Source organism: Pilosibacter rotomagensis (assembly GCF_045062245.2).
Lineage (GTDB): Bacteria > Bacillota > Clostridia > Lachnospirales > Lachnospiraceae > Pilosibacter.
Genome location: NZ_CM170323.1, coordinates 3694418 through 3705435, shown reverse-complemented (window position 1 = coordinate 3705435; position 11018 = coordinate 3694418). Strand labels below are relative to the sequence as shown.

The 11018-nt window shown below is 50.0% G+C and carries 14 protein-coding genes and 3 pseudogenes; 16 read left to right on the top strand and 1 reads right to left on the bottom strand.

What is annotated here, in order from left to right; all coding sequences use genetic code 11:
* Positions 1-61: 61 nt before the first annotated feature.
* The 15 genes and pseudogenes from ACI3EW_RS16890 (at position 62) to ACI3EW_RS16820 (ending at position 8558) form a co-directional block, all read left to right on the top strand.
* Positions 62-220 carry a transposon-encoded TnpW family protein gene (locus ACI3EW_RS16890; protein ID WP_002596227.1) on the top strand — a complete coding sequence of 53 codons (159 nt, stop codon included), beginning with the start codon at positions 62-64 and terminating at the stop codon, positions 218-220.
* A 41-nt stretch (positions 221-261) separates the two neighbouring features.
* Positions 262-1065, top strand: a pseudogene (locus tag ACI3EW_RS16885) (VirD4-like conjugal transfer protein, CD1115 family); the annotation flags it as partial.
* A gap of 12 nt (positions 1066-1077) precedes the next feature.
* Positions 1078-1398: a hypothetical protein gene (locus tag ACI3EW_RS16880; RefSeq protein ID WP_002304332.1), complete on the top strand. Its 321-nt coding sequence runs from the start codon at positions 1078-1080 to the stop codon at positions 1396-1398.
* 5 nt (positions 1399-1403) lie between these two features.
* Complete coding sequence (locus ACI3EW_RS16875) at positions 1404-1796, top strand: helix-turn-helix domain-containing protein (RefSeq protein WP_002304334.1); 393 nt, start codon at positions 1404-1406, stop codon at positions 1794-1796.
* Between the two features lie 83 nt (positions 1797-1879).
* Positions 1880-2014: pseudogene (locus ACI3EW_RS16870) on the top strand (Maff2 family mobile element protein); the annotation flags it as partial.
* A gap of 196 nt (positions 2015-2210) precedes the next feature.
* Complete coding sequence (locus ACI3EW_RS16865; RefSeq protein ID WP_005937450.1) at positions 2211-2570, top strand: PadR family transcriptional regulator; 360 nt, start codon at positions 2211-2213, stop codon at positions 2568-2570.
* Positions 2567-3025, top strand: a complete 459-nt coding sequence (locus ACI3EW_RS16860; RefSeq protein WP_005937453.1) for a DUF1700 domain-containing protein — start codon at positions 2567-2569, stop codon at positions 3023-3025. The genes ACI3EW_RS16865 and ACI3EW_RS16860 overlap by 4 nt, the downstream gene beginning before the upstream one ends.
* A gap of 2 nt (positions 3026-3027) precedes the next feature.
* Positions 3028-3465: a DUF6591 domain-containing protein gene (locus ACI3EW_RS16855; RefSeq protein ID WP_005937456.1), complete on the top strand. Its 438-nt coding sequence runs from the start codon at positions 3028-3030 to the stop codon at positions 3463-3465.
* Between the two features lie 11 nt (positions 3466-3476).
* Positions 3477-3659: pseudogene (locus ACI3EW_RS16850) on the top strand (cysteine-rich KTR domain-containing protein); the annotation flags it as partial.
* Positions 3660-4399: 740 nt separating this feature from the next.
* Complete coding sequence (locus tag ACI3EW_RS16845) at positions 4400-4798, top strand: plasmid mobilization protein (protein ID WP_155115859.1); 399 nt, start codon at positions 4400-4402, stop codon at positions 4796-4798.
* Positions 4770-6404 (top strand): relaxase/mobilization nuclease domain-containing protein, encoded by a 1635-nt coding sequence (locus tag ACI3EW_RS16840; RefSeq protein WP_044953233.1) that lies wholly within the window; start codon positions 4770-4772, stop codon positions 6402-6404. Before ACI3EW_RS16845 ends, ACI3EW_RS16840 begins: the two co-directional genes overlap by 29 nt.
* A 186-nt stretch (positions 6405-6590) precedes the next feature.
* Positions 6591-6782, top strand: coding sequence for a hypothetical protein (locus tag ACI3EW_RS16835; RefSeq protein ID WP_005937470.1), 192 nt, complete (start codon positions 6591-6593; stop codon positions 6780-6782).
* Positions 6772-7524, top strand: a complete 753-nt coding sequence (locus ACI3EW_RS16830) for a phage replisome organizer N-terminal domain-containing protein (protein WP_158365285.1) — start codon at positions 6772-6774, stop codon at positions 7522-7524. Before ACI3EW_RS16835 ends, ACI3EW_RS16830 begins: the two co-directional genes overlap by 11 nt.
* Positions 7521-8348 carry an ATP-binding protein gene (locus ACI3EW_RS16825; RefSeq protein ID WP_015528425.1) on the top strand — a complete coding sequence of 276 codons (828 nt, stop codon included), beginning with the start codon at positions 7521-7523 and terminating at the stop codon, positions 8346-8348. Before ACI3EW_RS16830 ends, ACI3EW_RS16825 begins: the two co-directional genes overlap by 4 nt.
* A 12-nt stretch (positions 8349-8360) precedes the next feature.
* Positions 8361-8558 (top strand): transposon-encoded TnpW family protein, encoded by a 198-nt coding sequence (locus ACI3EW_RS16820; protein ID WP_005939431.1) that lies wholly within the window; start codon positions 8361-8363, stop codon positions 8556-8558.
* Between the two features lie 58 nt (positions 8559-8616).
* Here the strand turns inward: ACI3EW_RS16820 and ACI3EW_RS16815 are convergent, their stop codons facing one another.
* A complete protein-coding gene (locus ACI3EW_RS16815) occupies positions 8617-9111 on the bottom strand; it encodes an AAA family ATPase (protein ID WP_173813709.1) in 495 nt (164 codons plus the stop codon).
* Positions 9112-9322: 211 nt separating this feature from the next.
* Here ACI3EW_RS16815 and ACI3EW_RS16810 point away from each other — a divergent pair, with 211 nt between their 5' ends.
* Positions 9323-10936: a recombinase family protein gene (locus tag ACI3EW_RS16810; protein ID WP_158365284.1), complete on the top strand. Its 1614-nt coding sequence runs from the start codon at positions 9323-9325 to the stop codon at positions 10934-10936.
* Positions 10937-11018 lie beyond the last annotated feature (82 nt).

The window sequence follows — 11018 nt, the reverse complement described above, 5'->3', positions numbered from 1 at the left end:
TACCGACACCGCCCGATGATGAACAGTCACCGGGCATTTTTCATTTACAGGAGGATTTTGAATGAACAATACCGCAACCAACACCGCTACTTGCCCGACTGTCAGAAAGCAGATTGGCAAGACCACCTATATCGTCCGTGTCCATTTCAGCGAGACCGCCAAAGAGACGATGGAGGACAAAATCAAGCGTATGCTTCGTGAGGAAGTCCGCAAAATGTGACTTCTTTGTGAATTTGATGAAAAAGTCCTTGACTTTTCGTCTCTGGCAAGACCGCTAAGTCGATTTTGATTTCCTGCGGCGCTCGTCTGGCTCCTTTTGATATTCAGGAGGTCAGAGATGTGACTGCCTATGACGAGTTGCAGTTGGATACTCTCGGAGATAAGAAAACGGCGCTCTTTCTGATTATGTCAGATACGGATGCGACGTTTAATTTTTTGATCTCCATGATTTACACACAGCTGTTCAACTTGTTGTGCGAGAAAGCAGATGATGTGTACGGCGGCAGACTGCCGGTTCATGTGCGCTGCTTGATTGATGAGATGGCAAACATCGGTCAGATTCCCAATCTGGAAAAACTGGTAGCGACAATCCGAAGCCGTGAAATATCGGCTTGCCTTGTTCTCCAGGCACAATCACAGCTGAAAGCCATTTATAAAGACAATGCCGATACCATCATCGGCAACATGGATTCCCGAATTTTCCTGGGTGGTTCTGAGCCAACCACGCTCAAAGAACTGAATCAGGCATTGGGAAAAGAAACTATCGACACCTACAACACCTCCAACACCAGAGGTAACAGCCCGTCTTACGGCTTGAATTATCAGAAGTTAGGCAAAGACCTTGCGAGCGTAGATGAGCTTGCGGTTCTGGATGGCAGCAAGTGTATTTTGCAGTTGCGTGGTGTCAGACCGTTTCTTTCTGACAAGTACGATCTGACGCAGCACCCCAATTATAAGTACACATCAGACTTTGATAAGAGAAATGAGTTCAACATTGAGCAGTTTCTGAGTCGAAGGTTGAAGCTCAAGGCAGGTGATGAGTTTGTGGTAGTCGATGCGGATTAAGGAGGTTTCTGTTTGGAAAATCTGAAAACGGTATCTGCCCTGGTTAAGAACATCTTGGAACACGACCACAAGGCAAGAAATACCGACAATCATTTGTACCTGATGGTACTGGAACACTATTCCGGTCTGCGTGGCATCGACATTCATGCCATGACGGTTCCTGTGTTTTTGAAGGAACTGGATAGACGCAGCTTTCCGGGGTTTGAAACTGTCCGCAGAAGCAGACAGAAAGTGCAGGCAACCTACCCTGACCTTGCTCCCAGTGAAGCCGTAGGCAAGCGCAGAGCAAAAAATGAGGTTGTATATCGAGAATTTGCAGAAAGCGAGGTGTAAAAAAAATGACTTGGTGGATCACGGATACCTCTATTGGGCAGCGATTGAAGTTCGTTAGACGATTTCGCCGCCTTACCCAGAAAGAGCTTGGACTCCTGATGGGGTATTCCGAGAAAACAGCGGATGTCCGTATTGCTCAGTATGAGAAAAACGCTCGAACCCCTAATGCAGAAACCACAGCGAAACTCGCAGAGGTTCTGAAGGTTTCACCTGTCGTTTTTTCACCGACAATCTGTGCTTCTCGTGAAGATTTGTTGCAGTCAATGTATTGGCTGTTTCTTATGAAAGGTGGTGGTGATATATATGATTGTGAAACTGAATATGCAAGAAGCAGAATGGAACAGAAACTTGGCGTGATAACCGTCGAGGAGTTCCTTGAAAAGATTCTCGTAAACTAAGCCTTCCGTCCGGTTTTGATGCCGGTAGTACGGAGGGCTTTTTCTATTCTCAAAACAATTTCAAATTTTAGGAGGAAAATATTATGGCATTTTTCAATAGCGCAGTAACCGTTCTTCAGACTCTCGTTATCGCTCTGGGCGCAGGTCTTGGCATCTGGGGTGCAATCAATCTGCTTGAGGGCTACGGCAACGATAACCCCGGCGCAAATGCTCATGGTTAATAAAGAAGCACAACAAAACAGGACAAGGACAGTCAGCCCCGCCGCTATTCCGAGCAAGGCAAATTATAGGGTAAAGTCTAAAAAGCATTTGTAACATTTCTATAAACTCTATTGACTTGAACACCTCCGGGAGTTATAATATGTTTTGCTATTTAGGAACGCTAAATAGCAAAACTAAAGTGAGGTAGAGAGTATGGATAACAGGTATGTGCAGCAATTCAAAAAAGGCTCTCTTGAAATGATACTTTTGTGCTTGATCGGACGCAAAGAAACCTACGGCTATGAAATCATTACAGAGCTAAATAACAGCGCGTCCGTTTTGGGCTATGCAAAAGAGGGAACGATTTACCCTATTCTGTATCGTTTGCAGGAAGCCGAGTTAATCCAATGCCGATTAGCCCCGGCAGCGGCAAATGGCGGATCAAAAAAATACTACTCCCTTACCCATAAGGGCAGAGAGGTATTAGACGAGCTGATTTTATTTTGGGCGAGCTATGAAAGTTGTGTAAATGGCTTTATTGCCACCTATCAAACAGCGGAGGTATCAGAATGAAAGAGCAATACATTAAGCAAGTGGAAAAGGAATTGAGTTTAACACGCAAAGCAAAAAAAGAGGTCGTGCGTGATCTGAATGAAGTCTTTGCTTCTGCGTTGGAGCATGGCGAAACGGAACAACAGGTAATCGAACGGTTAGGCACTCCCAAAGAGTTTGCAGAGAATACCGCCGAGCAGTTAGGCATTGACAGCGCAGCACCGCAGAAACGGAAAGGGATTATTTCGAGCGTTGCAGCCCTTGTCGTTGCCGTTGCAGCGTTTGTGATTTACGCCACTACCCAATCCGGGAAAGTGCCGGACGGGGCAATCGGACAAGCAGACGCAATGACAAACATTCAAGTTGAGGGAGCTTTTGGATTTGACGCTTCACAAATCATTTTGGCAGTCGGTGTAATCGCGGTTACAATCGCAATCATTCAGATTATCCGAACCGTCCGCAAAAACAGGAGGTAGCTATGAAAAAATTTGTTTCAATAATCGCTATTTTACTTATGCTTTCTTTGGCTGCCTGTTCCAATCAAGATACGCCGTCCGCTGCGGATAATCCAAGCAATACACAAACAGAAAGCAATACCATGCTTGACGCGGGTGTATGGCCTGTGAATGAATACACCGAGGGGCTTCCCGTCCCGTCCGGTACGGTCGGTTGGGCTATGCTTGATACGGAACATGAGAATTGCAGTATCAGTATTGTGGATATAAGCGAAACCGACTATAACGACTATTTAGAGCTTTTGAAGCAAGAGGGGTTTTCTATAATAGAGGAAGTGTCGGAAGAAATTGAGGGACAGGACTATGTTTCTATCGGTACGCTTTTGTCAAATGGCGAAAAGGGATTGAGTATCAGCTACATTCCCGATAACTTCACAATTTACATTTCTTTCCTTAAATAATGAAAATTAAAATGATTAAATCGCCTGATAGGTGGGTGCTTTGCCCTATTTGTGGAAATAAAACACGAACAAAGATACGCCCCGATACAATACTTGAAAATTTCCCTCTGTTCTGTCCGAAATGCAAACAAGAAACACTAATCAGCGCAAAAGATTTGAATGTAGCTGTAATCCCACAACAAATAGCGGAATCAGCCGGAGCAGTCAACGGTCAAGATGAACGGCGTATAAATGCGCCGCCGTTGACAGCCCTGCCTGTTTCCGCTGATGGGTAATCAAGGGAGCGACAGACTAAAGTGCTGTCGCTCCCCTCACATTATGGAAATGAAAATTGAATATCGACCAAGCTGCAACGCCACAGATTTTTTGAAAGTCCGTGGCGTTTTTTTTGCGCCCATTTTTGGCAGACCGCACATTCCTGTTGTTGTAGAAAGTGACGGGGAAATTTGCCCAAAACGGTCTTGCGTACCGTAGTAGTGATGAAAAGAATACCGCAGCCATTTGGAAGAAAGGTATGGGGCTACCGTAGTAGTGATGAAGAAATCCAAGGGAGCGTTTGGCATTTTCCATTTCCGTCCGTAGAAGAAAGCAAAACCACAGCGGGCAGGACACGCCACCGCAATCGCTATATTGACGGAAACAAGCCAAGCCGCCCCCTGCGGATTGCCGCAAAGTCAGCCGTAGAGGAAAGCGGCAGTTTCTTAGAGCAAGATTCTACCACGGTGCCAAAATCCGCATATCTGCGGTTTTGCCCCTGCGGTAAATCTTGTTGGGGAGTGCCTTCCCCAAACCCTGCTATGCGGCTTGCGCCGCAAAAAATCTTCCGAAACCGTTTGGCAATTTTGCTTTTTTGGTGGTGTGGGTAGTAAAAGGGGCAGCTTGCCTTTTTCAGACCACCACGCCGGAATACCACGCACAGAAAGGAGTGATACCCATAGCCAAGAGATACAACACGCCCCACCGCAGCCATGTAGTCAAGACCCGCATGACCGAGGAAGAATACGCCGACTTCACCGGGCGGCTGGAGCATTACGACATCAGCCAAGCCGAGTTTATCCGGCAAGCCATAACACGGGCTACCATTCGCCCCGTTGTTACCATTTCCCCGGTCAATGATGAACTGCTTGCCGCCGTTGGGAAGTTGACCGCCGAATACGGGAAAATCGGCGGCAACCTCAACCAGATCGCCCGCGCCCTCAACGAGTACGGCACACCCTACAACGCACTATCCGGCGAGGTACGGGCAGCCATAGCCGACCTTGCCGCCTTGAAGTTTGAAGTCTTGCGAAAGGTAGGTGAAGCGGTTGGCAACATTCAAACATATCAGCTCTAAAAATGCCGACTACGGCGCAGCCGAGCAGTATTTGACCTTTGAGCATGACGAGTTTACCATGCGCCCCACCCTTGATGAAACCGGGCGGCTTGTTCCCCGCGAGGACTATCGGCTTGCCACTTTGAACTGCGGCGGCGAGGATTTTGCCGTTGCCTGTATGCGCTCCAATCTCCGCTATGGCAAAAACCAAAAGCGGGAAGATGTGAAAAGCCACCACTATATCATTTCCTTTGACCCACGGGACGGGACAGACAACGGATTGACCGTTGACCGGGCGCAGGAGTTGGGCGAGAGATTTTGTAAAGCACACTTCCCCGGACACCAAGCCATTGTCTGCACCCACCCGGACGGACACAACCACAGCGGCAATATCCATGTGCATATCGTCATTAACAGTCTGCGGATTGAGGAAGTACCCTTGCTGCCCTACATGGACAGACCGGCAGATACAAAAGCCGGGTGCAAGCACCGCTGCACCGACGCAGCTATGGAGTATTTCAAAGCCGAAGTCATGGAGATGTGCCACTGGGAAAACCTCTATCAGATTGACCTCTTGCATGGGAGCAAAAACCGGGTGACGGAGCGTGAATACTGGGCGCAGCGGAAAGGGCAAGCCAAGCTGGACAGGCAGGCCGCAGCACAAGCCGCCGCTTTACCCGCCGGGGAGCAACCGCCCAAGCCCACCAAGTTTGAAACGGACAAGGAAAAGTTGCGGCAGATTATCCGAGCCGCCCTGTCCTCTGCTACCAGCTATGACGAGTTTTCCGCTTTACTTCTCCGGCAGGGCGTGACTGTCAAGGAGAGCCGGGGGCGATTGTCCTACCTCACGCCGGAGCGCACCAAGCCCATCACCGCCCGGAAGCTGGGGGACGGTTTTGACCGCACCGCCGTACTTGCCCTTTTGGAGCAGAACGCCCACAGAGCCGCCGAAAAAGCCGCAGCCATACCCGAATACACCCGCACTATCCGGGAGCGATTACAGCAGGGAAAAACAGCGAAAACCGCCCCGAAACAGGGCGCTATCCAGCGCATGGTTGACCGGGAAGCCAAGCGAGCCGAGGGGAAAGGCGTGGGCTATGACCGCTGGGCGGCTGTCCACAACCTCAAACAGATGGCGGCTACCGTTGCCGCCTATGAGCAGTACGGCTTTACTTCCCCGGAGCAGCTTGACGCAGCCATTACCGCCGCTTATGCGGATCTCCATGACAGCACCGCAGAACTGAAAACCCTTGAAGCGGCGTTGCAGGACAAAAAGGAGTTGCAGGGCTATGTCCTGCGCTATGCCAAGACCAAAGATGTGCGGGACGGATTGAAAGCGCAGAAATCGGACAAGGCAAGAGCTGCCTACCGACAGAAGCACGAAAGCGACTTTATCATAGCGGACGCAGCCGCCCGGTACTTCCGGGAGCATGGCATAAAGAAGCTGCCAACCTACAAATCCCTGCAAGCCGAGATTGAGCAGCTAACCGCCGACAAGAACGCCCGGTACAACGATTACCGGGAGAAAAAAGAGCGTGTCCGGGAGTTGCAGACGGTCAAGGGCAATATCGACCAGATGATGAGGGGCGCACCGAGCCAGCAGAAAAGGCACGAACATGACCGATAAACACCGCCCCGAAATGATACCGAAACCATACAAAAACAGGGGTATGCCCTGCACCCTACCCGCAATACCACCCGGCATTTTCAAGGGGCTTACAGGGCAGAAAATCCCCGAAAATGACACCGGGAATATACAGATTTACCGCCTATCCTGCTACACCGCAGGAAACGGCAGAAAGGAGCGTCACCCATGCCACGCATGAGCAAGAAGCGGCGGCTTGAATGGTCTTTCTTCCTCAACCACCGCAACCGTATCACCTACAACGACCTATGCCGGGGCTGTACCCACGACTGCAAGCAGAGTTTCCGGGCTATCGTGGTACTCTGCCCCCGGTATTACTCCAAACGCTGGAAAAAGGAGGACACCGCCAATGTCAGATAACCGCAAATATTACTACCTCAAGCTGAAAGAGAACTACTTTGACGAGGACGCTATCGTGCTGCTGGAAAGTATGCAGGACGGTATCTTGTACTCCAATATCCTCTTGAAGCTGTACTTAAAATCGCTGAAGAACGGCGGGAAGTTGCAGCTTGACGAGAATATCCCCTACACGGCGCAGATGATTGCCACCATTACCCGGCAGCAAGTCGGCACAGTAGAGCGTGCTTTACAGATTTTCTTGAAGCTGGGGCTTGTAGAGCCGCTGCAAAACGGCGCACTCTACATGAGCAATATTGAACTGCTGATAGGGCAATCTTCCACCGAGGGGGAGCGCAAGCGCAGGGCAAGGCTTGAACTGCAAAAAGCCCTGCCAAAGCATGGTGCGGACAAATGTCCACCATATCAAGCGGACATTTGTCCACCAGAGATAGAGATAGAGAAAGAGATAGATATAGAGTTAGAGAAAGAGAGAGAGGGAGATATAGGACACCCCGCCCCCGCCGCCTATGGCAGATACAGCAATGTTTTCCTGTCTGATACAGAACTTGCGGAACTGCAAGAGGAATTACCCGGCAAATGGGAGTTTTATATTGACCGTCTTTCCGGCTATATCGCTTCCACCGGGAAGAAATACCGAAACCACGCTGCCACAATCCGCAGATGGGCGGCAGACGATACCGCAAAGGCAGCCCCGAAACAGGGCATACCCGATTACACCTACAAGGAGGGACAGAGCTTATGACGAATGATTTTGAAAAGGTTTTCGATACCGCAGCCGAGCCGCAGGACTACACCGGGGAGGACGGGCTTTTGTACTGCGGCAGTTGCCGGACACCGAAAGAAGCATATTTCCCGGCAGATAAAGCCGCCCTGTTCGGGCGTGACCGCCACCCGGCAGAGTGTGACTGCCAGCGGGCGAAACGGTTAGAGCGTGAAGCCGCCGAGCAGCGCAGGAAACACCTTGACACCGTAGAGGACTTGAAACGCCGGGGATTTACCGACAGCAAAATGCGGGAATGGACTTTTGCCAATGACAACGGCAAATGCCCCCAAATGGGAATGGCGCACAGCTATGTGGAGCGTTGGGAGCAGATGAAAGAGGGCAACCACGGCTTGCTGCTATGGGGCAAGGTAGGCACAGGGAAAAGCTATTTTGCCGGGTGCATTGCAAACGCCCTTATGGAGCAGGAAATCCCCGTCCGCATGACAAACTTTGCCCTTATCCTCAATGACCTTGCCGCCAGCTTCGAGGGGCGCAACGAGTACATTGACCGCCTTTGCCGCTACCCCCTGCTTATCATTGACGATTTTGGAATGGAACGGGGGACGGAGTACGGTTTGGAGCAAGTCTACAATGTGATTGACAGCAGATACCGCAGCGGCAAGCCGCTGATCGTCACCACCAACCACACGCCGGATATGCTGGAAAACCCGCAGGACACCGCCCACGCCCGTATCTATGACAGACTGATTGAAATGTGTTCCCCTGTCTGCTTCACGGCAAAGAATTTCCGAAAGGAAGCCGCAAAAGCCAAGCTGGACAGGCTGAAAGAACTGCTGAAATGAAAGGAGTTGCCTATGACCGATAAAAAGCACCGCACCGCCAGCCCCACAGACCGCCGCCCGGATTGCGTGACGGAAACCCGCATGGGTAACACCGTCCTCATTGTTTCCGGCTTTTTCAAGAAAGACACCACCGCCACCGCAGCCGACAAGATGATGAAAGTGCTGGAAGCGGAAACCGCAGCCGCACCAAAGCCGCCCTATACTGCATGAGCCGGGGGTATGAGAAAAGCGGTCATGCCGGGGAGCATGACCGCTGGAATGGGAGTGATTATAACGCCGCTATTTCATCTGCTATCTGATTTGGCGAACTGTTAGAAACATCAATCCTTTTTGTATATAACAGTCGGTACTTCGGAAGATATGAAATGCTTTTTTCAATAATTGATGGCAAACGAACACCCTGCTCTATATCTTTGCGCAGTCTTTCGCTCAATACATCAGGGTCACAAACCAAGGAAACGCAATAAACCTTGCAATCTTTATGGTCTAACCTTGATAGAATGTCGTCAATTATACTCTGTTCGTGCATTACCCAACAAAAAATGATGTTGTCATATGCAGAACAATGAATGAAGTTGTTAAGCAAATGACTAATGTTATCTATAACCATAATTTTTGTTTCTTCTGTAACTTGAAATGGGTCAGAATCCCAGCACCAATCGCCATCAAGGAAAACGCTGTTTGATAATTTTGTTTTTAAGATTTGTGCTACTGTTGTTTTTCCAACACCCATTGCCCCGCCGATTAAATATATTTTCTTCATGTGGCTATTCTCCCGCTTAATAATTGCTTTGATAAAAGTATAGCACAGAAGTATGAACTTTTCTACCGCTTGTGTGACATGACAAGCCTTTTTTGAAAAATCGTCATTATGACAGGCGATAAAGAAGCAGAAACCACTATACAGACCGCCGCCCCGTATGGTACAATCTTTGTACGGAATAGCGGGGCGGCTGTCGGAAATGGAGGAAACCATGATTAGACAGACCACCCAATTAGCACCCGTTACCGCCCTTTACGCAAGATTGAGTAAAGATGATGAATTGCAGGGCGAGAGCAATTCCATATCCAACCAAAAGCGCATTTTGGAAACCTATGCCCGTGACAATGGATTTTTGAACTACCGTTTTTTCGTTGACGACGGATGGAGTGGGGCGAACTTCCAAAGACCCGGCTTTATGGAAATGATGGATTGCGTGGAGAATGGCGAGGTAAAATGCGTCATTACCAAAGACCTATCCCGCATGGGGAGGAACTACCTGCAAGTCGGAATGTTTACGGAAATCACTTTCCCCAAGAAAGGCGTCCGCTTTATCGCCATCAATGACGGAGTGGACAGCGCACAGGGCGACAACGACCTAACGCCGCTAAAAAATCTTTTTAACGAATGGATGGTGAGAGACACGAGCAGGAAAATCAAGGCAGTTTTCAGAAGCAAGGGCATGAGCGGCAAGCCCATTACCAGCCAGCCCGTCTATGGCTACTTAAAAGGCGAGGACGGACGCTTTATCATTGACGAGGAAGCCGCCCCGGTAGTCAAGCAGATATTCAGCTTGTGCCTTGCCGGGAACGGCCCGACCAAAATCGCCCGTATGCTCACCGAGCAGGAAATCCCCACGCCGGGGACGCTGGAATACCGCAGGACGGGCAGCACCCGCCGCTACTACCCCGATTACCCGTACAGATGGGCGACAAATACCGTTGTCCATATCCTTGAACGCAAGGAGTATCTGGGGCATACGGTAAACTTCAAGACCGAGAAAATCTCCTACAAAGTGAAGTCCAGCGTAGAAAACCCGGAGGAAAAGCAAGCGGTATTCGAGAACACCCATGAGCCGATTATCGACCTTGCCACATGGGAACGGGTGCAGGAGTTACGCAAGCAGCGCAAACGCCCCAACCGCTATGATGAAGTGGGCTTGTTCTCCGGCTTGCTGTTCTGCGCCGACTGCGGCAGCGTCCTCTACCAGCAGAGGTATGAGAACAAGACAAGGCGGCAGGACTGCTACATCTGCGGGAACTACAAGAAGCGTGTCAAGGACTGTACGGCGCACTTTATCCGCACCGACCTTTTGACAGCGGGAGTGACCGCCAATCTGCGGAAAGTGACCGACTATGCGGCAAGGCACGAAAAGCAGTTTATGAAGCTGCTGATCGAGCAGAACGAGGACGGGGGCAAGCGCAGAAATGCCGCCAAGAAAAAGGAACTGGACGCAGCCGAGAAGCGCATAGCCGAGTTGTCCGCTATCTTCAAGCGGCTTTATGAGGACAGCGTGACCGGGCGCATTTCTGATGAACGGTTTGCGGAGTTGTCGGCAGACTATGAAGCCGAGCAGCGGCAGCTTAAAGAGAGAGCCGCCGAACTGCAAGGGGAACTTGCAAAGGCGCAGGAAGCCACGGTAAACGCCGAGAAGTTTATGAACATTGTCCGCAAGTACACCAGCTTTGAGGAACTTACCCCTACCCTGCTGCGGGAGTTTATCGAGAAAATCGTAGTGCATGAGTGCAGCTATGACGAGAACAAAAACCGCAGGCAGGAAATTGAAATCTATTATTCTTTTGTCGGCAAGGTAGACTTGCCCGAATAATGCCCGACCTGTCCGGCACAATGCGCAAGTGCCGGATAGGAACGGCAAAAAATTTTACACTTCTATTGCTTCTTTATATTAC

What these genes read in the sequence shown, in the direction of transcription:
- ACI3EW_RS16865 (WP_005937450.1), top strand. Translation starts at nt 2,211, where the DNA reads ATGGATAACAGGTATGTGCAGCAATTCAAAAAAGGCTCTCTTGAAATG.
- ACI3EW_RS16830 (WP_158365285.1), top strand. Translation starts at nt 6,772, where the DNA reads ATGTCAGATAACCGCAAATATTACTACCTCAAGCTGAAAGAGAACTAC.
- ACI3EW_RS16860 (WP_005937453.1), top strand. Translation starts at nt 2,567, where the DNA reads ATGAAAGAGCAATACATTAAGCAAGTGGAAAAGGAATTGAGTTTAACA.
- ACI3EW_RS16890 (WP_002596227.1), top strand. Translation starts at nt 62, where the DNA reads ATGAACAATACCGCAACCAACACCGCTACTTGCCCGACTGTCAGAAAG.
- ACI3EW_RS16875 (WP_002304334.1), top strand. Translation starts at nt 1,404, where the DNA reads ATGACTTGGTGGATCACGGATACCTCTATTGGGCAGCGATTGAAGTTC.
- ACI3EW_RS16810 (WP_158365284.1), top strand. Translation starts at nt 9,323, where the DNA reads ATGATTAGACAGACCACCCAATTAGCACCCGTTACCGCCCTTTACGCA.
- ACI3EW_RS16815 (WP_173813709.1), bottom strand. Translation starts at nt 9,111, where the DNA reads ATGAAGAAAATATATTTAATCGGCGGGGCAATGGGTGTTGGAAAAACA.
- ACI3EW_RS16855 (WP_005937456.1), top strand. Translation starts at nt 3,028, where the DNA reads ATGAAAAAATTTGTTTCAATAATCGCTATTTTACTTATGCTTTCTTTG.
- ACI3EW_RS16835 (WP_005937470.1), top strand. Translation starts at nt 6,591, where the DNA reads ATGCCACGCATGAGCAAGAAGCGGCGGCTTGAATGGTCTTTCTTCCTC.
- ACI3EW_RS16820 (WP_005939431.1), top strand. Translation starts at nt 8,361, where the DNA reads ATGACCGATAAAAAGCACCGCACCGCCAGCCCCACAGACCGCCGCCCG.
- ACI3EW_RS16825 (WP_015528425.1), top strand. Translation starts at nt 7,521, where the DNA reads ATGACGAATGATTTTGAAAAGGTTTTCGATACCGCAGCCGAGCCGCAG.